The organism is Vibrio frigidus, from assembly GCF_042465995.1.
GTDB lineage: Bacteria > Pseudomonadota > Gammaproteobacteria > Enterobacterales > Vibrionaceae > Vibrio.
On record NZ_JBCDMC010000003.1, the window covers coordinates 410727 to 435485 of the forward strand.

Annotated in this window: 18 protein-coding genes; 3 read left to right on the top strand and 15 right to left on the bottom strand. The window is 41.3% G+C overall.

Annotated elements, in window-relative coordinates; all coding sequences use genetic code 11:
* Window position 1: 1 nt before the first annotated feature.
* The 15 genes from mshL to AACW90_RS07600 form a co-directional block, all read right to left on the bottom strand.
* Window positions 2-1636 carry a pilus (MSHA type) biogenesis protein MshL gene (mshL, locus tag AACW90_RS07530; protein WP_390232816.1) on the bottom strand — a complete coding sequence of 545 codons (1635 nt, stop codon included), beginning with the start codon at window positions 1634-1636 and terminating at the stop codon, window positions 2-4.
* 21 nt (window positions 1637-1657) lie between these two features.
* Window positions 1658-1993, bottom strand: a complete 336-nt coding sequence (locus tag AACW90_RS07535) for an MSHA biogenesis protein MshK (protein WP_390232818.1) — start codon at window positions 1991-1993, stop codon at window positions 1658-1660.
* On the bottom strand, window positions 1986-2627 hold the full coding sequence (locus tag AACW90_RS07540) for an MSHA biogenesis protein MshJ (protein WP_390232820.1): 642 nt from the start codon (window positions 2625-2627) through the stop codon (window positions 1986-1988). The genes AACW90_RS07535 and AACW90_RS07540 overlap by 8 nt, the downstream gene beginning before the upstream one ends.
* A complete protein-coding gene (locus AACW90_RS07545) occupies window positions 2628-4094 on the bottom strand; it encodes an MSHA biogenesis protein MshI (protein ID WP_390232822.1) in 1467 nt (488 codons plus the stop codon).
* A gap of 18 nt (window positions 4095-4112) precedes the next feature.
* On the bottom strand, window positions 4113-6104 hold the full coding sequence (gene csrD, locus AACW90_RS07550; RefSeq protein WP_390232824.1) for an RNase E specificity factor CsrD: 1992 nt from the start codon (window positions 6102-6104) through the stop codon (window positions 4113-4115).
* Between the two features lie 465 nt (window positions 6105-6569).
* Entirely contained in the window at window positions 6570-9824 is a 3255-nt protein-coding gene (gapS6b, locus tag AACW90_RS07555; protein ID WP_390232826.1) for a GapS6b family protein, read from the bottom strand.
* An 11-nt stretch (window positions 9825-9835) separates the two neighbouring features.
* Window positions 9836-10162 (bottom strand): GapS6a family protein, encoded by a 327-nt coding sequence (gene gapS6a, locus AACW90_RS07560; protein ID WP_390232828.1) that lies wholly within the window; start codon window positions 10160-10162, stop codon window positions 9836-9838.
* Between the two features lie 90 nt (window positions 10163-10252).
* Window positions 10253-10678, bottom strand: coding sequence for a helix-turn-helix domain-containing protein (locus AACW90_RS07565; RefSeq protein WP_390232830.1), 426 nt, complete (start codon window positions 10676-10678; stop codon window positions 10253-10255).
* Between the two features lie 228 nt (window positions 10679-10906).
* On the bottom strand, window positions 10907-13102 hold the full coding sequence (locus AACW90_RS07570; RefSeq protein WP_390232832.1) for an AAA family ATPase: 2196 nt from the start codon (window positions 13100-13102) through the stop codon (window positions 10907-10909).
* On the bottom strand, window positions 13099-13548 hold the full coding sequence (locus AACW90_RS07575; protein WP_390232834.1) for a VPA1267 family protein: 450 nt from the start codon (window positions 13546-13548) through the stop codon (window positions 13099-13101). Before AACW90_RS07575 ends, AACW90_RS07570 begins: the two co-directional genes overlap by 4 nt.
* Window positions 13549-13556: 8 nt before the next feature.
* The gene (locus AACW90_RS07580) at window positions 13557-13964 is read right to left on the bottom strand and encodes a hypothetical protein (protein WP_390232836.1); all 408 of its coding nucleotides are present in this window, start codon (window positions 13962-13964) and stop codon (window positions 13557-13559) included.
* The gene (locus AACW90_RS07585; RefSeq protein ID WP_390232838.1) at window positions 13964-16225 is read right to left on the bottom strand and encodes an integrase; all 2262 of its coding nucleotides are present in this window, start codon (window positions 16223-16225) and stop codon (window positions 13964-13966) included. The genes AACW90_RS07580 and AACW90_RS07585 overlap by 1 nt, the downstream gene beginning before the upstream one ends.
* Complete coding sequence (locus AACW90_RS07590) at window positions 16218-17795, bottom strand: site-specific integrase (protein WP_390232840.1); 1578 nt, start codon at window positions 17793-17795, stop codon at window positions 16218-16220. Before AACW90_RS07590 ends, AACW90_RS07585 begins: the two co-directional genes overlap by 8 nt.
* Entirely contained in the window at window positions 17776-19062 is a 1287-nt protein-coding gene (locus AACW90_RS07595) for a tyrosine-type recombinase/integrase (protein WP_390232842.1), read from the bottom strand. The genes AACW90_RS07590 and AACW90_RS07595 overlap by 20 nt, the downstream gene beginning before the upstream one ends.
* A gap of 197 nt (window positions 19063-19259) precedes the next feature.
* Entirely contained in the window at window positions 19260-19829 is a 570-nt protein-coding gene (locus AACW90_RS07600; protein WP_390232844.1) for a single-stranded DNA-binding protein, read from the bottom strand.
* Window positions 19830-20133: 304 nt separating this feature from the next.
* Between AACW90_RS07600 and AACW90_RS07605 the strand changes: the two genes are divergently transcribed.
* The 3 genes from AACW90_RS07605 to uvrA all read left to right on the top strand — a co-directional run bounded on the left by AACW90_RS07605 (window position 20134) and on the right by uvrA (window position 24726).
* The gene (locus AACW90_RS07605) at window positions 20134-20769 is read left to right on the top strand and encodes a LuxR C-terminal-related transcriptional regulator (protein ID WP_390232846.1); all 636 of its coding nucleotides are present in this window, start codon (window positions 20134-20136) and stop codon (window positions 20767-20769) included.
* 103 nt (window positions 20770-20872) lie between these two features.
* Window positions 20873-21748, top strand: coding sequence for a UTP--glucose-1-phosphate uridylyltransferase GalU (gene galU, locus AACW90_RS07610; RefSeq protein WP_390232848.1), 876 nt, complete (start codon window positions 20873-20875; stop codon window positions 21746-21748).
* A gap of 143 nt (window positions 21749-21891) precedes the next feature.
* Window positions 21892-24726, top strand: coding sequence for an excinuclease ABC subunit UvrA (gene uvrA / locus AACW90_RS07615; protein ID WP_390232850.1), 2835 nt, complete (start codon window positions 21892-21894; stop codon window positions 24724-24726).
* Window positions 24727-24759 lie beyond the last annotated feature (33 nt).

Sequence of the window (24759 nt, forward strand, 5' to 3'; positions counted from 1 at the left end):
ATTACTCCGAGTCGGGGAACCACTCCTGCAAAAGATCACGAGAACGTTCTACTTCCTGCTGCCACGTGTGTACACCAACAACCGTTGGTTTAAGTAAAATCACTAGCTCTGTTTTTTCGGTATATTCAGATGTATTTCTAAACAAGTGACCTAGCCCAGGAATATCACCTAACAACGGCACCTTTGATACCCTGTCGAAGGTATTCGATTTCATCAAACCACCTATCACGACAACATCACCGTCCCGCGCTCTGATGACCGAATCGGACTCCCTAATCGATGAGCGAGCCATCGGGGCATCGTTAAGAAATTCATAGGTTTTCTCTTCCACATCAATGACGGCAGGATGAACGTGCAACATGACGTTTCCTTTTCCGTCTATCTGAGGTGTCACATCTAGAGATATCCCTGAGAAAAATGGTGTTAACTCATACTCCGTTGTTGGGGTAGTTGTATCTCCAACTTCGATATAATCTATTGTAACCCCAGTAACAAAGTACTCATCGACTCCAACTTTGATTACTGCCTTCTGGTTGTTAGCTGCGGTTACGCGCGGGCTCGAAAGCACGTTAAGATCGCCCTGCGTTGACATGAAACTCAACACTGCTTCAAAATTTCCATCCGAAATAGTGACATTGGTTTGACCGCCTAGAAGCTCGCCTATAGAGTCTTGTCCCGGTAATATAGTCGATACTGCCGTTCTGGCTATATCAACTGAACCGCTGCCTATAGAGGCACCGATATTTGACCAGTTGATACCTTGTTGGTAACCATCACTGAGTGTCACTTCTAATATCTTGGCTTCTAAAATAACTTGTCGTTGCAATCTTTCGTGAGAGATGCTCAAAAACTGTTTAATATCTCGTATTTCACTAGGTTGAGCTCTAACCGTTAAGACACCTGCTTGTGGATTTACCGTCACACTTCTTCCGTCTTCAGAGCCAATTAAGTTCTCTACTGTGCTTTGAAGCTGAGACCAAAAATCACTTTCACTTGTGGTTTCAATCGTTGTTCCGCCGGTATTACTGCTTGAGCTAGAATTGGAATTTGAATTCGATGAGCTATTCGAATTCGACGAGTTAGAATTAGAGTCACTATCGCTATTATCGTCATCATCTTTTGTAGAGACGGTACTGGTTGTAATATTGGTTAGTGAACGACCATTCCTTTTTAGTTGCAGATAATCAACAGGTAAGGTTTCTGTGCGCATCCCGGCAGGGTAAATCTGTATGATTTTCCCTGTTTTAATGATGTCATAACCGTACATATCCCTTGCAACATTAAGTACCTCATCCAAGGTGACGTCTGATAAATTAACCGTCATTCGACCAGAAACATTAGGATGAATCACGGCGCTATATTCCGTACCATTAATGATGCTGGCAAAAAATGTTTTGGCTTCTACGCCATCAGCCTGAACTCTGAATCGTTTTAAAGAGGTGAAAGCGACGCCTGTATTGGTATCGAGTTCCGGCATCAAATCTGCTTGAACCGAAGCTGGCAACTCATCGAGGCTTCGATTATTTGCATTATTTGCAGCTTCATTAAGTTCTTGCTTTATCTCAACAGGATCCCGGTGCCCCATTGAACATCCCACCAATGACGCAATTAAAATTCCAACGACAACTTTACGCATAATAAGTATCAAACCTTAGTTTCAATTCTTTATATCTAATTTAAACAGAGCCAAATGATGCACAACATTTCCTCGCACTATTGTTACTTCTTTTTGTGTGATCTTTCTTACTTTGTAACCACTAATGAGATCATCCACATTGGCTAACTTATCATCCAGTACCGCATAGCAATTCGATTCCTCTCTGCACACAATACTTTGCAGGGTAGGCACCGGATATGTTTTTTTTACTTTTTTGCTAACAGCCGTCTTAGGTGCGATCCAATTTAGAGGAGCTGTTGGGTCTTGAGATGCCAGCGTTTTCGATGCAACAAAAATCAGGCACAATCCCACCAAAATCATTCGACAATTAACCACCAATGAACTCCTGTCTTGTTCCTAAGGTGTATACCACCAGCACTAATTTTGCTTTAGGGTATGCATCAACTTCATACTCAAAACTGCGCCAAAAATATCTCACCTTCATCGACTCTAATGTTGCAAGATAGGCCTTAATATCAAAATACTTTCCAGTCAGTTCTAGCTTAACAGGATGTATAAAATAGCCCGCATGTTCGTTGGCGTCCGATAGGATCGCCTCTGCGGGAAGAGACTGAAGCGAGACAAGTTTTAGCGCCACACTATTATCTAGCACCATTTCAAGTACTTCTGCCATATCAGACGGCGAGAGCAAGCCACCCACAAATTCAGCCAACTCAAATGAAAGATCCTGACTTTCATCAGATAACCGTGCTAATTGTATATCCAATTCGACATTAGGGTCAGTGAGTAATTGCTCTTTAAGCACCACTATTTCTGTTTCGAATTTAGTAATCAGTATTGATTCAGCCTTGTTTTGCTTTTTCTTTGCTGTACTTAGATTTTGAATAGGATCGATTAATAGAGTGAGTAGGATAAAAAATAGCGCGACTAAACCGCCACCTGAAATTAACCATTTTTCTCGCTGAGATAATAGTGCGAATTTTTCTGACAGTTGGTTCCAGCTCTGCATTTATTTTTCTCCTACAGAAAGGGAATTCTTTGATTCAACTTGAGTCATCAATTCAAACGTAACGATGTCCTCTTCGTTTCGACCAATATTCAAACTTTCAAAAGTTCTTCCTACCAGGTTAAGTTCCGTTTTAAATTGCTTGACCCATTTAGGAACACTACTTGGTGCCCTTGCTAACCCTTTGAGATTAAGTATTTTCTCATTCAATTCGATATGAGATATCGAGATATCGTCTCGGCCCAGTTCAGACAGTGATGCCATGACGCCGGAATACCCTTCTTTCAAAGAATCATCAAATTGATTAATCGCTTTAAGCGTCGCTTTTTTCGCATCAACATCGACGGTTAACCTGTCAATCGCTTTAAGCTTCGCTGGATTAGGTTTATGATTCGCGACTTGATAGCTAAGCGTTTCAAACTCATCCGATAATCGTTCTTTGTTCCTTATCTTTACCGTCAATTCTTGATCTATCTCAGCTATTTCGTAATTCATATAGCCGTAATATCCCCCCATAATTAACAAGAGAAGAAGCCATGACGAAAAAACTGTTTTTAAAGTAAACCGTTCTTTTTTAGGCTTAAGGTGGGCAGGGTATAGATTTATACCATCATCAGAAATCAGTGGAAGCGTATTGCATAATACCTGACCACATGACAATTGGTCAGTCATATTCAACGCAGAAACTTGAGTACTCAAACGCTCAGATAAAGCGCTAACTAACTCTTCAGTATTGTCCTCATCACAGAGAACTAATAGATGATTGAAAGCCGCATCACGCAACTGAGATGACAAGTAATCGATTGATCTTTGCAATTCAAGAGCAATACTATCGAGCTGTAGTTCGCTTGAAGCCACACCAGTCAATGGTGGCACAACACCTCGAATGACTCTTTGAAATCTATTTTTCGTTTCTACAAAAGCACTTATTTTATAGCTGTCTTTCATTCCGCGATAAAGCAGCATGAAATTATTTACATCACTTTGTGCATGCCCCCAAACTTCATCTTCTGGAACAATCCGAGATAAACCAATATTCGCATTATCCAATATACCAATAAGTGGCGTTAGGTATTTTTTACTCAGAACATAAGCCTGTGCGCGTCGACCATCCGGCAACAAATAGGCATCGGCTACTATATCCGTCACTCTTTCATTTACCAGATCTTTCAATAGAAACGGCAATGCAACCGACCATTCGTCTTTAGGAAGTTCTGGCTTATCTATTTGATAAAGTTGATAATAATTAGAGCTAAAAACGACCGTTGCCGAATACTTATTACTGGTAAAAGAACTAAGTGCAACTTTCAGTGCGGCATCCCAACTAGACTCAATTGGAAACAGTAACGTCTCTTCACTCGCCTTATCAGAAGACCTGATATAAATAGCATCAACTTGAATGACGATTCTAAGTTGATCTTTATTATTAGATGAAGAAGTTAACTTACTAAATAGTGAACGAACATTCATATAGTTTACACATTTTCCTTAAAACTTCTTACGCCAACGATTTCTACCGCCAACCTGTACCTTGGGAGCTTCAGGTTTGGGGATAATCTGATTTTCGGCTTGGAACATCCTTCCTTGGCCACCATCAACGCCTAATTCAACCAAACAATTCCATTCTTTTCCACGCTCGACACCAACAGCGATGACCTGTGTTTTCGTTCCTTCACAAGCGCCAATTAAGCTACGAATAAATAATTGATTTTCTTGTCTTTGTTCTATTTTCTTAACAAGACTTCTATGCAGTTTTAGATAATCGATATCTAGGTCTTTAATATAATGCGTACTGGTTATTGTTCGCCCAGCCTGCCCTATTATCACCTCACAACCTAGCCCTGAAATCATTCGAACTACAGGCCGCATATAATCCAAATTGTTGACTATCTGCCCTTCGACAAATTCAAAGCTTAATTTACTTCTTGTTTCTGCCGTTAATTGTAGCAGTTCGTCCCTTAACCATCTGAAATTCATTCGATCTTTAAATGGTAGAACGTTCAAGTTTATAGAATAACATGTCCCAAGAGTGGTTGTTTTAATAAATGTAAGAATAGTTTTGACAACCAATTGATCCATATGAGATTCATAGCCCACTTGCTCAATAGCAGACATAAATCTAGAGGCTTTTAATATACCAACACCGTCGTCATCTATCCTTGCAAACAACTCATTATGCAACAACTTGATTTTATATGAAGAACGGTTTATTAGATAACAAGGTTGTTCAAAGATAAGTACTCGTTCATTCGAGAAGGACTTATCAAATAATGTACGCCATCTCACTGTCCCTCGCGAATCGCCAATGACTTCCTTCTTATGAAAGCGACTCCAATTGTTACTATTTTGTAGTTCAGCGCTCTTCAATGCTGTTTCTACTTCACTCAAGATATGACCTCGTCGCTCCCCTTCTGAATACATGGTGATCCCAATATGACACCAATTATCGTTATCCATCGAATCTATGAGTGATACTTTCTCTAATTGACGCACGCATTGGTTAGCCAAAACTGAAATATCTTTACCATTTTGATGAGGAATTAAAACGGCAAACTCTGATTCAAAATATCGTGCAAATACGACATCAGGGAAACGCTGAACAATATTTGAAATTACGCCACCAACTTCAACGATGAACTCATCACATCGTTGTTTATCCACTCCTTCAGTTAAACTGTCCCAGTCGTAAATCCTAAAAAGAACAATCGCGCCCGTCGCACCACTTTCTTGCAATGCAGATTCCAATTTAGAATCAAACAACACTCTATTTGCCGCACCCGTCAATTGATCCAAAAAGGTGTGAGTGCGAATGAAAGTATCGAACCGACTTCGTTCTTGCCGTGCATCCTGAAGCTCATCAATGAGTACATCAAGAGCTTCACTTGCTGTATATGGCCACTCTTTGTGATCACCTTTAGCATACTGAGCCACCCTGCCAGCTAAAATCATTCGTCCTCGTTCTTCCAATAACTCAGAGCCTCTAAGTTGTTTTTTTAGCCAATTAACACCCTGAAAAAGACAAAATAAAACGAGGGCGATAGCCAAAGATACCGACGACAAAGCGCTAAAAGAATGGCTCTGTTCTAGATAGGGCGACAAAACCTTTATATTAATAGAAAATCCATCATTTTTTTCTAAAGAATAACTTTTTTCGTACAGACGAGATGTATCGATTTGAGTGGAATTGTTGACGTAGTGGTAGACACGTTCTTGAGAAGATAAAAGCTCTAATTCTATTATATTATTTGCTTGGGAAAGTAGAGGTATCCAACCTTGTATATTCTGTACATCTTTATCGTCAACGAGTGATTTGTCGATAACAGATATGATGCCATCGACTTGTTGATTGAGATATTCTTGGCCGATACTTCGAAATGTAAGTGTCCCACCAACAAATAAAATAAACATTGCACCTATAACGATAATGGTGACAAAAGCAGTCAGTCTTGTACTCAATTTCAGAGTTGGGGTATAACGCATGAATAGAAAAATCCTTTTAACTATTTTATCCCAGAATCCAGTTTACACTTTTAGCTCTACTTACTTCTTGTAAATATGAACCTTTCTGTACGATATGTGAATGCATGATTACGTATTTATTCGAATCTAGCTCTCAATTTATACAAAAGTCAGTAACAAATTTTGCCGAATGCTTAAGGGGTCCAAAAGGAATAGCGCTTTTACGTTAACATTAAAAAGCCCGCTAAAGCGGGCTCAATTTGGAACATCAATGTTGATATTCGTTAAAATGGTTATGCTCACCTTAAGTGACTGACCGACCCACTAAAGCAATGAAAATAAAAGCCCACAAGATAATCACCAGTGAAAAAGTAAAGTTTTTTGTTAAGTATATGCATATTTACGCCCAAACTTTACAATATGAACAACCCGCCTAAGCTTTAAAAATACAAGATATATTATAGTCTACCTAAACGTTTTCGCACTCTAAAGTTGCTGGTCAGCCTTTTGGCAAGCAACTAAAGTTGCATTGCAAGCATCGAAATCTAAAAAATGTCCAACAGCAAACTCTGACGCTAACAAAGATATCAGTTGTACATATCTTCGCACACGACTAGGTGTATTTATCACATTATAGATTAGTGTTGAGAACTTTTCTTCCGCTGTTTCACCATCAAGCGTCAACATTGCTGAGCGACAACAATAATTAAATACACTATCAGCATATCCGTCATAGAGAGGGTTATGCGCTCTACCTCCTGCTAAGATTTCTCCATCTTTATACGCAACCGTTGTTACGTTTCTCACAATCTCCGTTAAGAACATTAATGGGGAACCAGTTGCATTAACAGTCTTTCCATACTTTTCCATGAACTTTAACACTAAGTACGTATCCGATGCCTCCGATGAGCGGCTAAGCTCAATAACATCGCTGTACAAAATTGGAACAGGAGTACCAATAAATAAATTGAATTGAATACTATTTTTCCTTTCTTCCAGCGATAAGACATTTAAAATTTTCATAACAAAGGAATTCATGTTCGCAGCAGGACATCCAGAACGATACACCAATTCACACATTAGGTGGTCAATACAAAGTAGTGGAATATTGTTTGCTGCGGATAACTGAAAAGTCGAATATACAGTATCATCTACAAACTCCCGTATCTTGACCAGCATCTCAGGCGTATCTGCTGGTTTAAGAACTTCTACTGTTGCGAACTCAAGTAGTGCCTTAAGTTCCTCGATCAAGTTCTTGGAGTCTCTTTGAATGTCTTCAGATGTAATTCGATAAAGCCCTCGATCTGATACACCCATTGACATGTAATCTTCCCTAAGAATATCCTCAATCCAAGCTTCTAAAACGTTCCTTGTGTGCTGCTCTATTATCACAGCTACGTCTAGGCGATCGAGAATTGAGGAAAAACCCATTAGCGAAAGATAAACCGCAGTATAAATGTCAACTATTACTCTATGAGGTTTTTCTTCTCCTTCACTAAACAATCCTAAATTCTGGCTAGTGCTTTTTGAAGTTAAATGGGTGATAGCCCCTCTTATAGGATTACTTGGGCTGGTAATTTTCGCTCGCATCATTAACGGAAAGTTGGGGCTTTGTAGTGCTTCGTCTCTTTTTTTATCTTGCAACGAATACTGCCTAAGAATACTTTCAAAATAAGGTATGTATTCATCTTCATTAGCTGGAAGAGAAAATTTCCTGAAGGCATCTGTCCCATCATTGCCCTTGTGACGTAAATCAGCAGCCTCTTGAAAAGCGGCAACATAAGGAGAATAACGCTGCAATAGTGAAATATTTCCAGATACCTCTCCTATCTGCATATTCTCTAGAGTTTGCCCCAATGGTGAGTCTACTGCCAGAAGGCAAGGGTGGCTCGCATCCACATCACTGACAAGAATACGCCTATACGTTTCAAATCCGTCTGAATACACAACTCCATCACGACAGTTCTTTGGTAAATAAGGGTTCTCTGCAACATTTATACGATGCTGTAAACAATTTGCGTGAATATCAGTTAGAGGCTTTGCAAGCTTATCTGGATTTTGAACAAACCAATCAACAAGCACCCTATCAGCCAAATTCGCGTCAACGTATATCGCTATTTGATTAACTAGAGATACTTTTGACTCATCATATGATGAGAAAATACTTTCAGGGATATCAAATATAATTTTCTTGAGTCCGTTTGTATCTACCCCTTTAACTCTTGAAACATACAATAACAATTGCCATGCATAAGGACTGTTTGGTGCAAGGTTAGTTGCAGCTTTAGCTGATTCGATTGACGGCTCATAATTACCTAGACGCTCGTAAATTTGAGCTTCTCTTAAAAAAATCAGCGTAGTCTTATCTTTAAGTTCTAGGTGCTTTACTTGAGATAAGAATAAGTCAAACTTCTCACTGGCAAATAGAGCATTTAGATAGCATTCAAAAATTGGAGAAACCCATGCCTCTTCAGATAAAAAGGGATTAAGATATTCAACAGCATAAAGAGGTAAATTTAGCTCTATGAATCTGTCACATAGCCTTAAGATAGCGAACGGATTTATTCGAACAAATTTTTCAGAATCCAGTTCTAAGAACTTTTTGGCGCTGTTATCGAGCCGTTGCACTTCTTTTTTATCATCTATTGAACATACTGATGCCCTAAGATACAAATCAAAAAACGAGTTGATATAATCATCACCAGCTTGAACCGCTCCTCCTTTATCTACCCACTTAGTCACTGCCTTAGTTTGTATTTGCTTGTTCTCAAGAGCAAAGTCTAAGCGAGCAAATTGCTCTAAATCCAAAGAGTCAGATACTAAATCAAATTTAGTTTCGGAAACGTTCACTGTTGACGACAGTTGCCCTATGAAGTCAGCAGTCAAATAATCTAGTTTCCTGATTTCATCTATGTGTGTTCTTCCTAAATCGTATAGCCGACGATCTAAATAATAGGTGAGATTAAGAAGATTGATTAGAGTAGCAGTGTGTCTTTTGTCGCTCTTACCTTCTATGTCAACCAATAACTGAAGTATAAGCCTATCCGCAATTTCTTTTTCTTGCTTACCTAATGAAATAAAGTGTTTATGTTGATTTCTAGTAACAAGAGCGCAGCTTTCTGCATAAAGTAAAAGTGTTTTTGAGTTAGTTGAAGAATAATACTCATGTAAACGACTAGCTAACTCAAAAGCAAACTCAAAATTCTGTACTCTTATTGCTCCTCGAACTAATCCAGTCAACTCTTGCTCTGATAAGTCATAAGCTGTCGAACTCTCATAATTTTCAGTTATCTCTTCTTTCGTCGCTAAACGCTCGTAAAACGCCTCTTTAACATAAAAGCTGTCACTTCCAGAACCATCGTATCGCGCTCTTGCTTGCTTCTCCAATGTTCTAGATTCAACATCAATTAAAATTGAGGTAGTAACATCCCAGACACTTTGGGGGAGATTTTCGAGCTTTAATAGCTTTAGTAGTTCATTTTTTGACAATGACTCAGAACCGTTGACCAATTCAACCTTTATGTTTAATGCTTTTAAAAGTAGATGAACGTCAGTCTCTAAAGCATTTATTTCACTAAGAACATCAAGCTTTTCGCAAGCTCTATCTATCTCTCTGTAGCAGATATCACGCATGATATTGTCTATCACACTGCTGAGGTCTCTAGATTGAATACTGCGAACAATGTTTTCGTATTTATTCACAACATTGTCGCCAGGGCCTTTATGCTTCTGAGTCACCATTGCGCCACCTACTAATTATTTATAGTTTTGTTCACGACATTATCACCAGATCCACTATGAGTTTGGGTAACTGTACCAATATTCGTATTTTGCTCTGGCTTTATCAATTTCAAAATCTCTTGTAGCTCTAGTGATTCATTCACCTTACGCTCAATTACATGTTCACCATAGTCCTGGAGTTCAAGAGCATTTACCTTATTTGCTAACTGCTCCAGCAAGACATCGTCAATAAGCCAGCCTTGCAGCTTCTCTTTCAAAAAATCATTTGTTATTGCGACACCTTTCTTAAACCCATCATAGAGTATTCCTGACAGAATCGTGTTCGTTAAAAAATCCATATTAATCCCTTTATTTTGTTATATAGCCAATCTGATAAATCCCACATGTATCAAGTCAAAATATCACAAGAACTAAATTCGTTGAAATACTCAAACACGCCTAAGTGCAATGGTTTTCTCGATTCTCATGACCATATCAGCATCCTCATCTGATGTTTGCAGCTTACTTAATATACCCAGTAGTGTTGTTGTAGCTTCTTTGAAAAAATCGGCATCTACGTCCCTGAACTCCTCTCGAATGTCACTAGGCTTACACTCTAATGCTTCAGAGAGCTTTAAAAGTGATTTTCTGCCAATCGGCGTATTACCATTTAAATACTGAGAGAAGTTACCCTGACTCCAACCTAACCGATCCGTAGCGAATTCTTCTTGGGTTATTTTATATTTATTCTTGTACCTAACCCACAACTCTTTCGTATTCTCCGCTGCACGTAAATCTAATTCTTTTTGAGATCCATTAGTGCAAGATGACGTCCTTTTTACCCCTTTTGATCTTATTTTTTGACACTGACACATTATAAAATTTAAACCTTAAATTATGTAAGAATAATAATACATACGCCCTTAACAAAGCGGCAAACCGCTTGAATTGAAAAATGCGAGTCATTTCTTAACACATTTAAGAATTCTTAACCTATTTAAGAACTGCTAAGAATTCGGCAATCCTTTAGACACTTACCATCATTAAATCGTCTCGCAAGCTTGCTTGATTTAACGCTGACAAGCGCCATAATTTTAAGACCCCTATGCAATCTCAACGTTCATCAAGGCTAACTCCTGTTGCAAAAGATCCTTGAGGTAAGTATCACGTTTGTCAGCCTCGCTTAATCGACCAATCGCTTTGGAAAAACTCTTAAAGTTGCCTACTAGCTCGATCTTCACTTCAGCTCTAGTTAACGCAGTATATATCCATGAGTTATCCAACATTTTGCTGTTAGTAACTGGAATAATTACTCGCTTGAACTGACTCCCTTGAGCCTTATGAAGTGATATGGTGTAGGCAGCACGAATGGAGTCAATCAAATCAATTGTAAGCGCTATCACTTCACCCGTGTCGATTTGCACATCAGCAAAGCTAATCTCACCATCCTCGACTTCCACTATAGATGCACCAACATTCATCAGCGTCCCTAGTGTGCCGTTTTGCACACCTCTATCCCAATTATTTTGTACAAAGATTATCGGATCATTCTCACGAATATCGAGGTAATTTTTAGTACCATTAAAGTCAAAGCGAAGCTTTTTACCATGTGGATTACAGGCGGTTTGGCAAAGTTCGTTAATAACATCGATTCCACCATTACCACCATACTTGGCCGATATAACTTGCGTATCTTTTGGCTTCTGTTTGTAAAGCTGAGTAACCCGCTCATTGATATCCTTTGTCAAGCACGAATGAAATACAATATTGTCATTAAACATGCCTGCTTCAGGCACCAGCTTATCCACAATAAACCTTGTAAAGTCGGGGATGCCAGTGCTTCCCTTTTGGCGCTTAACAACGTCTAAGGTTACTGTTGGAATAACATCGACCGCTTCATGTAACACAAGACCTGCCGAAATTGGTGCAAGCTGTTTGGGGTCGCCCACCAATAAGAACCTTACTCTGCCTTTAGTTAAGTTCACCAACTTAAACATGGTCGCCAAATCAATCATGGATGCTTCATCAATAACTATTAACGTCCTATCACCTAGAGGCTCTTGCTCAACATTCTTAATAAAGCCAGTGATAGTTTGGGCAGGAAAGCCCGTGGCCTCAGTGATACGCTTAGCCGCTCGACCACTCAAGGCCATTGCTCGTATATCTGTACCAAGACTTTGATAAGCTTTTAATATAACATTTAAAACGGTGGTTTTGCCTGTACCAGCACCACCTGCAATGATGGAAATGCCATGAGCCAAAGCACTTCGTACTGCTTCATTTTGCTTTTGAGTTAGTGGAAAAGTTAGGCTTGATAATGCAGAGCTTAACGCTTGGTCGTAATGCTGACTCCAGACCTTTCTCATCGCAAGTTTGGCCAAGCGCCTGGCAACCACCTGCTCCATAATCCACTGTCCAACAGCGTGGTAGTTGCCTTTTTCACTCAAAATAAAAGCCGTGTTTTCGTATCCTGCTTTAAGTGCCTCGATAGCCAGCTCATTGGAACCCAAGAGTGTTTCCACCAAAGACTTCAGGTGTTCATGCTTCGATACGGTGTGCCCGTCGGTCATCCGAGCCTGCAAAGCTTGCTCGACAGCTCCGCGAAGCCTTACGTATGCATTGGGCTGCACGGCAAAATTAGTCATCGCAAGCTTATCGACTTCGGCAAACTTTAGGCCAAAGCTAATAAGACGATAAGGGTCATCTTCAATGGCTTTAACCGCATCAGCCTTATGGTGTTTAATAATGATGCGAGCAATACCAGATGGAATATCATGCCTATCGAACCAAGCAATTTGCTTTAAGTTCTCATAGCGTTCCCATCCCACAACAAGCCCATTTGCAACCGCCTCTGTCACACCCTTAACATGCTTCAAGCGCTCAACATCTTTGTTTTCAAGAAGGTCATATACTTCCTTCTTGAACTTAAGCCAAATACGCCGAGCTAAACGCTCACCAACGCCTGCGAATGCAGAATCCGATTGTATGTACCGTGTAAATAAGTTTTCCGTCTCAGGGACAATTACACGCGCTTTTTTAGCATTAATAAAAACCTCTATGAGTCGAGCTTCTCCCCGTGTAACCGTCCGCGCTGTAACGCTTTCAGCAGTCACCTTCCAGAGTTGACCAACAGCAGGCATCATCGGCAACAGAACATCTGACGCCTTAACAACGTAGTATTTGCGTGCGGAAAGGTTATCGCCATCACTATTCACGGCAACGGCTCGGAATACATGTGAATCCTCGGTTTCATGTCCCGCCGAAGTTACACGCAGTAGAATGCGAGCATCGTCCTTCATCTAGGCATTACCCCTGAACCACTTAACACCTCGGACAGTTCCGTGTACTGCTCTAGCTTACTTCTGAGCCTTTCAATTTCAGCATCTTTATTCAGACACTTAGTTTTTAGACGCTCGACTTCGGTTTTTAAACGCTTCAGCTCGCTACCTGACTGGTCATAAAGCTTCTCCACACCAGAATCTTGCTGCTCCTTAGCACCTTCTGCCAAAGGAGCTAGAACACCTTTGCTACGTAAGTCCCCCTCCAAAGCCAAAAGGGCAGCTTTAACCAGATCATTGTCGTTTAACGTACTTCGAGCAATACCAGTCCCTTTAGCTACTTCGCTTCGATTCAGCTTGGCACCACGACCAATCGCCACAAAATCAGCATCGGAAAGGGAGCCTGCCCACGCCTCAAATTTATCCAAGCTCTCTTGAGCTTGCGATACATCTTTTTTCTTAGCCATGACTTCCCCTACTGGTTATCTTTGCTCGGTAAAGCTTCTGATAGTTGTTCAGGCGTTACGCCAAAACGGTGAGCGTTGTAAAGCCACACCTGAAACTGCTCCAATAGTTGCTGATTCTCTCGCTTCAATCGCTCTATTTCTCGTTGCTGCTTCTCTAATCGCTCAGCGGCTACTTTCAGGCTTGGTGGCAACTTAGGCTTATTTGAAGGCACCTTACCCGATACAAGCGCCTTTACTTCCTGAAACGCACTCTTGATCCTGACCTGTTTTTGCAATGTCTGCCGTGTTGTCTTGAACTTATGTTCATGTTCAACTGCCTCAACGAGCCTATCCCATGAAAGCTTGGAGTCAGTCGGCCAATCATCCAAGATTTCAACAATGTTAGATATATCTTTATCAGTCAAATGCTTAGCCATTAACCTTCTTCCTCCATCATGTAATCAAGCTCATCCAAATCATCTAGGTCATCAAAAACACTATCATCCATTTCAGGTAACTCGACGTCCGCTTTTCCGATAAGCGCTTCGACCGAAACAGATTGAACACGTTTGAAATTGACGATTTCAGGCAAGCGCTTTTTGCCATTAGCTTCCAATGCTCTATCCAGTTGAGTCACATCTTCAACATTGGCAAGCTTGATCAAGGCACCATCTTCGATATTTGGGTTTTCCATCATTTCCAGCAGTTGCTCACAGCGCTCTGTCGTTAGTTTTCTACGCTGATACCATTGCTCAGCCCCCTGAACACCGTCATCAACCGCTTTTTTATCTTGCTTCAGGAGTTTTTGCTCACGAGCCAGCCGCTGGCGTATACGCTCACATTTGCCATCATCACCCTTGATACAAACATGCTCATTGCAGTTAACGCAATCCCTGTACTTGGTGCAAGGTTCACTTAAATACGAGGTCACACACATACCAAACTCGGTCGTGTGGGCTGTTAGGGATGCCTTCGTGTTTAACTCTTGAATCGTTCGAGGGGTAGCAACCTGAATTTGAATTTGTGTGCTAGACGCTTGTTCTTGCGTTGCAAGTTCATTTTCACGATCTTCAATGAAGTCAGAACCATACTCCTCATGTGTCGTATGGTTATAGTAACGGTTGTGTTTCGGGTCACTACGCATTGCCCACTTTGCTCGCATTTCCCCGTCCATGCCATTCACCGCAGCCATGGTGTCCAGCATGTGACGTAACTGGTGCGACGTTAGCGATAAGTCGCCAAAGTCCCAACGCTGAAATATGGAAAAAGTGCCAGTAAGAAGCTCTCCTGTTTTGCGGTTCTTTTTTTTGGTCGGCGCTAAGTCTTCATTTAGCGTGTTAATCGTTGGTATTGTTAACTCGGTATAGATGGTTGCTTTTTGAGAAGAAAACCTATTTGCAAATCCAGCAAATAAGGAATCAGACCACTTCACCTTGACCTTACCTTCCCCTTTTGCAAAGGGCACATAGGGAAAACCCTTTGGCAACTCGCTACGAACAATTTTGCTCAAATCTCGCAATCTCACCACATAGTCTTTGCGCTCTATCCCCTTACGCTTTAAGAGTGGATTAACAGCCCCATTAAGTTTTTGACCCTTTTCATACACGGATAAATCTAACCCTAACGCTAGAGCAACTTCGTTCTTTGTTAATAATTGTTCTTCAGGCACATCAGGACAAAGTGGATGACGAGGAAAGTCAGGCGATTCTTCCAACATTTTCGCAAAGGCACGAGCATCGGCAGATTGCGCCTTAAGCCGCTCAACCGCAGTCGTAACAGAATCAATCATGACCGTAGGCAACCATTTATTTTCATGCCCATAGCTTTTACCTGAATACCAACGAAGTCCCTTAAGCGTGATTTCATCATCATAGTTGAACCTTGAAGGTGTATCGTCACTGCCGTCACTAGGTTGCTTTTGCAAAAGCAGCTCAATATCTTCTTTCGCAAGCCCTAATTCCATGGCTCGATTGGCTTTCATTTCCTCTGAGTGCAAGCAGTCAGCACTTAAATACAAAGGCTCAGAGCCACGGGCAGGCGCACTAAACAACAAAGTCATTGTTGATGTGGTAAATACATCACGAGGACTTAAGTCTTCCGTTTTTTCCGCCGATATCTTAGCGAGTGCCATGAGTGCATTTTCATCGGGCATTTTCTTTTGCCTATGCTCATCAGCCTCATCACCTGTTGCATTATCTGCGGGCTTCTTGATTGGACTTTTCCAAGTGAACGGACTCACCATTTTATTCTCAATCAGAAACTTCAGCAGATTATTAAGTCCTCTACCTGCCTGGTATGCAGCTCCCGCACCAATCGATTCCCTAGCAATTTGCGAAGCCTGATCGAAGTCGCCAATAGTTAACTTGGTAATGTCTACGAAGCCATATTGTTTAACACATACAACGTTTATTGCTTTCAGCGCATAAAACTTTACGCTTAATCCCGCTTTAGAACTCTTACCGTAAACAACATATGCTTTGGCAAACGGCAGTAGTGATGCATCAAAGACATTAGCAGGATCTCGATCCTGATTGGATACACCAAAATTTGTGAAATTCCCCACACCCGCCCAGTAGTTGCTATCGTAATCGTACTTATCATTCAATGGCGGCAACTTGCGAGACTGCTCAATGAATTCTTGCAGGTTTTTTTCATGCTCCAGCTCGTGCTGAGGAGTGAATGTAAAAACATTAGACATTATTTTGCTCCTGACACAGCTTGATAACTTGGCATACCGCAACAATTGCACGGTCATTAATAGTTACGACTGCCATATCGCCATCGGTGTCTGCTTTTAATCGCTCACGTTCTTCCATTAGCCATTGCAAAACAAGGTGATGTGGTGCATTCGCCCACGGTCTAAACTTTGGACATAAATAACATGCAATAGGGGCATAATCTTGGCAAAAGGCACTTGTTCCACACGACCCAACATCACAATCTTTTTCCCGTAACGGAATACGGGGCGCACCTGCGTTTTCCTCGTTTGCCTCGTCCTCATCCTTCACTAGCTTTCCAGCGAAAGCGGCAGCGTAACGAGCCAAAGGCTGATTCATAATCTTAGATATTTCAATTGCGAACTCTGGAACATTAGCGACATACACACCTACATTTTGGGTATCTGAATGATCCAGAAGCGTAGCAATGGTGAGTCTCCCAGCCCCTTCAATGGCAGCACGGGTGCCCAGCGTGTATCGAAAGCGATATGGATTAACGTGAATGAGTTCACCAGTACGCTCGGAAACCACTTTAAGCTGATTTGTTGCGGTAACAAGCCTTCCGCTAAGTGCTGAACTTGAAATATGCGCAAGTTCAGATTTAAGGAAATCAAGGAAGTCTTCGCCAGACAAGGTTTTCATGGTGTCGATTGCATTGCTGGTCACAAACAACGGCAATTCACTTTGCTCCACAGGAGTCAGCTTACGCTCTAACTGAGCTTCCACATCTGCAATGGATTCTTTTATGTGTTGCTCGATGACTTGCCCAACAGATTTCACCAAACCAAAAGGTTTGAACTGGGTACGAAAACGACCGCCACGCTGCTTAACCCTAGGTATATTAACCACATAGGTTGGGTTGCCAGTGAATTTACTGGTAAGAGAGAAGTCTTTGACTTTCAGTGAGGCTATTTGTTCGTTACGTCGCCCTGTGGCCTTAAACAATGACAGGGTGGCGTAGCGTTCTGTGGAGAGTGCCCCCTCAGCATATTTGTGGGCAGCATTAAGCCCAATGGCTTCGAACTCGGTCGAACTAAATGGGCCTGTCTCAGGGTCGAGTGATAAAACTGCAACGCCTTTTTCGTTGCCAGATAAGCGCCACTGGTCAGTTAATTTATAGACCGCATCGTCGATGTTGCCATTAAGCCCAAGATAGCGCATCTGCCGAATAAACCCTCTCACCACAGAAAGCTTGTACTCATCCTTTTTAGGTAAAGCCCCTTTAAGAGCGAGAAAACCTAGTTCTGAAAAGTCATCGCCCTTACTAACCTCTAAGTACAATTTCAGTTGCTTAGATAGGTTACTAGTATGATGAGCAGAGCTGTTTTCAGCAAAATACACCAATGTCTCACGTACATCTTCCGCAACAGCCTCCTTAAACTGCGTCAAAAAATCCAGATTAATGGTGATATTGCGGTTCAATACCCACTTATTTTGATGGTAATCAAATTCGAACCCGTTATGGGAAATAGCAAGTGTAACCTTGCCTTGTTGTTCTAAATGCTGAGTAGGCACAGACCTATTACCTCCATTATTGGTCAATATCTTCATCGTAAGCACCGACAACCCCGTTAATTAAGGTGCTTTCTTCTTCTTGCAGTTCCATACCAACTTCAAAAGCACGCTTGTCATCATGTCGCTTGCTGTACTCTTGCGCCATTTTGGAACCTTCATACCAGCCCATTAATTTCTGACGGTCACTTTCGGATTTAGCTTCAGACACTTTGCCTTCTGCAATACGCTTGTCGGCATGTTTACTAAACTTGTCATTCCAAGAGTGGCGGAATGCGTGCGGATGTACTCTAAAGCCAACGACTTCCGATATTTCACGGCATATTTTATTAACAGCGGCAGTAGAAAGTGCTTGGTTGGTTGAGGTGCGGTGGTTATGAGTGACAAACAAATAAGGGATGAATTCGGCACCATTGGCATTACTTCGGTGGTGTATTACGTAATTGTCGTACATCTCACTCAGGCGCTTATCCATGGGAACATGCCGTCCCAAAGTTTTCGCTTCAGGTCTATCCAAGCGGGTGTCATCTAAATCTACCTTTGAGCGGATCGTGACATAGCGCCGCCCGTTTTTAGGGTGTTTTTTAACATCCTTTGGTCGAACTTTAAGTAATTCGCCACGTCGGAAACCTATCGCTTCCAGCATATTGATGATGAGTTGGTTTCGATGGCGAAGTGATTCGTTTTTCCATGGGTTATCGGATGAGTCTGGGCGAACAACGTCCAGCACCCTTAGGACTTCATGAGGGGTCAAAGATTTATAATTCTCATCCATATTTTCTGTTTCGCCTTCCTTACTGAATTTTTTCGGGCGAAGAGACTTCAGTAATTGCTCAGCCGTTGTATCTTTTGATGGGAAGAGTTCTTCTTCGAGCCAACCAATGTATTCGGCAAACGTGGTCAAACGGTTATAAGCAGTGGATGGCGAGATATCCCCCTCATGATCGACAACCATGACCGCCCTTGCTGTTTCCAGTTTTTTCATCTTTGGTACAAGCGAAACGACATTTTTTGATTTTTGCTTTGCCACATGCTCTCGAAATGTCTTCACCGTGCGCTTTGCCCACTTAACGAGAGACTCCATTTCCTGTTTTGATAAAAAGTCGCCAGCGATACATCGCTGAACAATATCGACATCAAGATAATCACAAATCTCGTAAAGATACCGAAGGTGCTCAAATACGGTGTAACAAGTGTTACTGGCATCAGACTCATTACGGTGATTTATCGTCACAAACAAGTTGGGATACAGCATTGGAAGGCCGCTATCATCAAGCAGCACAGAATACATTTCACCACTTGCCATTTGTATCCTTTCAATTCTCAAGTCACACCTCCAAACAATGATAAACTTAACAAAAACCCAAGGTACACCATAACCAGAAAGCAAGCATAAAAAAAGTTTACAGTAATTACAACACCAAACTGTAAACTTTTTATTGAAGCCCTTGTTATTATTGACCTAAATCATCAAACTTAACAAAACTGGGTCTCTGGTAATCCTCAGAAAGGAATATCGTCATCAAAGTCCATAGGTGGTTCATTATATTGCGGTTGTGCCTGTTGAGGTGCTTGCTGAGCGGCCTGTTGAGGCGCACGTTGTGGTGCCGCTTGTTGTTGCGGTGCTTGTGCTTGCTGAACAGATTGTTGAGGTTGCCCCCATCCACCTTGTTGAGATTGTTGGCCTTGTCCTCCTGATGCTTGAGCACCACCTTGACCTTGGCGACCACCAAGCATCTGCATTACACCATTGAAGCCTTGAACTACCACTTCTGTTGTATAACGATCTTGACCGCTTTGGTCTTGCCACTTACGAGTCTGCAATTGACCTTCAATGTAAACTTGAGAGCCTTTACGTAGATACTCGCCTGCAACTTCTGCCAATTTTCCGAATAAAGCAACTTTGTGCCATTCTGTTTTTTCGCGCTGCTCTCCAGTCGCCTTGTCACGCCAGCTTTCTGAAGTAGCAATAGTAATATTCGCCACTGCACCGCCGCTTGGCATATATCGAACTTCTGGATCGCCACCTAAGTTGCCAACCAAAATAACCTTATTAATTCCACGGCTCGCCATGATCTGCTCCGTATACATGTTTTATTAAAAATATAAGGCGACAAGAATACCATGAACTTTGATAGTCTCAACCTTTCTTGTCTCTCAAAGCCAGAACTTAGTATGAATTAAAGAACCATCTGCACATATAAACTTCTGATTATTTTTCGAGCGGGTACCCAAGTTGATGAAACACATAGGTCATATTCACCTTTTAAAATCAACATTATACGCAGATTTATTTAATTCACTGAGATAGTCAATGACAATTTAAAATCCGCCAAGCTAAGGTGGAAGAACATTTCCAATTGCAGAGGGAAGTGCGATGAAGGATAAAATGAACGTCGTACACATTGAAAATAACTCTTACTATTCAATCCGACTCAACAAGTTGTTAAAAAACAACCACTATAATGACTATAACGAAATATCGGCATCAGCAATCGAAAACGCTATTTATCTAGATGGCACTTTCTTATATTTCATTGATTTCAAAACAGCGATAGACGTTTATAAGCAAATAGAGACACTGACCGAAAGCAACAAATATTGTTTCACTGTGATTTATGATGCCCCTAAGAAAATTGCCACTTCAGAGCTGGTCAAACTGGGTCGATTAAGAGGATATTTCTATGTAAACATTACTGACGAGGAGGTCTTCGGCAGCATAAATGGGTTACTTAAGGGCAAAAGTTCACTTCCCGAAAATATATCCTATCAATTGATCGAGTATTACCAATCGCTGATTCTTCGCTTTAGCGAACCCTATAGCATTGATTTAACCCAAAGAGAGGTACAGGTATTAGAACGCCTTCGCCTTGGGTTATCAAATAGTAAGCTAGCCGACGAGCTTTTTGTCAGTGAGCATACTGTTAAATCTCACCTGTATAAAATTTTCAAAAAAATAAGCGTATCCAAGAGGACTGAAGCAATCGCATGGGCTCACAAATATTTACCGTGATCTAAAGTTTTTAGTTGTTTGAACCAAATATACAGATTTTTCATATCGCTGTGATATTCTACCAACGATAATAATTAAGAATCGTTCTGTATAGGATTTATCTATGATCAAAAAATGTCTATTTCCGGCTGCTGGCTATGGCACCCGCTTTCTCCCAGCAACGAAGTCCATGCCTAAAGAGATGATGCCTGTCGTAAATAAGCCACTCATCGAATACGGTGTCGATGAGGCGATTGAAGCTGGCCTCACTGGTATGTGCGTTGTCACTGGTCGTGGAAAGAATACGCTTATCGATCACTTCGACAAAAATTATGAGCTGGAACATCAAATTAACGGCACCAATAAAGAAGAGTTGCTTGATGATATTCGTAGAATTATGGATTCTGCTCATTTTACCTATATACGACAGCGAGAAATGAAAGGCTTAGGTCATGCTATTCTTACTGGTAAAGAGCTGATTGGCGATGCCCCTTTTGCGGTTGTACTAGCCGATGACTTATGTGTAAACGAAGAAGGCAATGGTGTACTCACTCAAATGGTTGCGCTTTATAAGCAGTTTCGTTGCTCCATTGTTGCTGTACAAGAAATACCAAAAGAAGATATTCACAAATATGGTGTTATCTCTGGAGAAATGATTAAAGACGATATTTATCGTGTTGATGATATGGTCGAAAAACCTGAACCAGGGACGGAACCAAGTAACCTAGCTATTATTGGCCGCTATATTCTAACCCCTGATATCTTCGACATCATTGAAAATACAGAGCCCGGCAAAGGCGGTGAGATTCAGATCACCGATGCCCTTTTACAACAGGCTAAGTCAGGTTGCGTATTGGCCTATAAATTCAAAGGTCGCCGCTTTGACTGTGGCAGCGTTGAAGGCTACATAGAAGCGACTAACTATTGCTATCAAAACCTTTACAAAAAAGATGAACAAAAGGTTGAGTTGGATAAGCGAACCACTGAAAAAAACATGTAAATACTCTTTTCTTATTGCAAACGTGCTGCTATTTCGCAGCACTTTTTGTGCGTAGGATATTAACTGTTTTTTTATACAGTATTTCTTGCAGATAAATTTGACTGTGCGATACTTGAGCGATAGCAAGTAAAGTGAGCAGAAAAATGGATACGATAGAAATTCGAGGCGCTAGAACCCACAATCTAAAGAATATTAATTTAACCATTCCCCGCGATAAACTTACCGTTATTACGGGTTTGTCAGGGTCGGGTAAATCATCACTAGCATTTGACACCCTCTACGCAGAAGGCCAGCGACGATATGTAGAATCATTATCCGCCTACGCTAGACAATTTCTATCCTTAATGGAAAAACCAGATGTAGACCATATTGAAGGACTTTCTCCTGCGATATCTATAGAACAAAAATCGACCTCACATAACCCTCGTTCTACCGTTGGGACCATTACTGAAGTATACGATTACCTCAGACTACTGTACGCACGCGTTGGAGAGCCTCGCTGCCCCATACACAAAGCACCACTGACCGCTCAAACGGTTAGTCAAATGGTTGATAAAGTATTAGAGCTTCCCGAAGGCTCTAAAATGATGTTACTTGCGCCTATTGTTAAAGAGCGTAAAGGTGAGCATACCAAAACGCTAGAAAACCTAGCGGCTCAAGGTTTCATTCGCGCGCGCATTGATGGGGAAACTTGTGATCTAACCGATCCACCAACATTAGAACTCCATAAAAAACACACTATAGAGGTTGTTGTCGATAGATTTAAAGTAAGAGACGACCTCCATCAAAGACTTGCAGAATCATTCGAAACTTCATTAGAGCTGTCGGGTGGTATTGCCGCCGTGTGTTGGATGGATGACCAAAAGAAAGACGACATTATTTTTTCTGCGAACTTTGCCTGCCCACATTGTGGATACAGCATGCAGGAACTAGAACCGAGATTATTCTCATTCAATAATCCAGCAGGTGCTTGTGCAACATGTGATGGATTAGGTGTACAACAATACTTTGATCCAAGCCGAGTCATCCTTGACGATAATCTAAGTATCGCAGAAGGTGCGATTAAGGGCTGGGATCAAAAAAATTATTATTACTTTCAAATGTTGACATCCTTAGCCGATCACTACAACTTTGACCTATTTTCTCCATTTAAATCTTTATCTAAAAAAATTCAGGATACTATTTTAAAAGGGTCAGGCAAAACAGAAGTCGAATTCAAATATATCAATGATCGTGGAGATATCCGCGTTAAGCGACATCCATTTGAAGGGATACTTAATACATTAGAAAGACGTTATCGAGAAACCGAATCCAATACTGTTAGAGAAGATTTAACCAAATATATCTCTACAAAGTCTTGTACTAGTTGTGATGGCACTCGTTTGAGAACTGAAGCCAGAAATGTTTTTCTTGAGGATACCCCATTACCCGATATCGTTGAAATGAGCATCGGTGATGCAATAACGTTTTTTGAAAGCCTTTCTTTATCTGGGCAGAAAGCGCAAATAGCTGAAAAAGTAATGAAAGAGATTAATGACCGTTTGCAATTTTTGGTCAATGTAGGTCTCAACTACCTTAATCTATCACGAAGCGCTGAAACGCTTTCCGGTGGTGAAGCTCAGAGGATTAGGCTCGCAAGCCAAATTGGTGCAGGATTAGTAGGTGTCATGTATGTACTTGATGAGCCGTCAATTGGCTTACACCAGCGTGACAATGAACGCTTACTAAAAACACTCACCCATCTTCGGGATTTGGGTAATACAGTACTCGTCGTAGAGCATGATGAAGAAGCTATTCGCGCCGCCGACCATGTTATTGACATCGGTCCTGGGGCTGGAATTCACGGCGGTAGAGTCGTCGCAGAAGGAACAATGCAACAAATTCTTGATAGCCCTGAGTCTCTCACCGGTCAATATTTAAGTGGTGTAAAAGAGATCAGTATTCCGAAAAAAAGAACGCCTAGAAATACAAAAAAAACCGTCGAGTTAATTGGTGCAACGGGAAATAATCTAAAAGATATAACCTTTTCTCTACCGGTAGGGTTATTTACTTGTATAACCGGCGTATCGGGTTCAGGAAAATCAACTCTAATTAATGACACCTTTTACAAAATTGCTCAAACCCAGCTAAACGGCGCAACAACAGCGGTACCGGCCCCTTATAAGAAAATAAAAGGTCTAGAGCACTTCGACAAGGTCATCGATATTGATCAAAGCCCAATAGGCCGAACACCCCGCTCAAACCCAGCCACTTACACTGGGATTTTCACTCCAATTCGAGAACTATTCGCTGGTACACAAGAATCTCGTTCACGAGGTTATAAACCAGGGCGATTCAGTTTTAACGTCCGCGGTGGCCGATGTGAAGCCTGTCAAGGTGATGGTGTTATAAAGGTTGAAATGCACTTCTTACCTGATATATATGTGCCATGTGATGTTTGCAAAGGCAAACGCTACAACCGTGAAACCTTGGAAGTAAGGTACAAGGGGAAATCTATCGATGAAGTGCTGCAAATGACGGTAGAGAATGCCAGAGAATATTTTGCCCCGGTGCCAGTGATTGCACGAAAACTACAAACATTGATGGATGTTGGTCTATCTTATATACGACTAGGTCAAGCCGCTACAACGCTTTCTGGTGGCGAAGCACAACGAGTAAAACTTGCTAAAGAACTATCTAAACGCGATACAGGCCAAACACTATACATCTTGGATGAACCTACAACAGGCCTTCACTTCCACGATATTCAACAACTATTAACTGTACTGCATAGGTTAAGAGACCACGGTAATACCGTTGTGGTTATTGAGCATAATTTAGATGTGGTCAAAACGGCTGATTGGGTAATTGATCTTGGACCTGAAGGTGGCAATGGTGGTGGCGAAATTATAGCTGAAGGTACACCAGAAGACGTCGCTAAAGTGAAAGGGTCTCATACCGCACGGTTTTTGAAACCCATGCTAAAATCTAAAAAATAGTCCAGAACAAATATGTGATTTTGAACATCACCC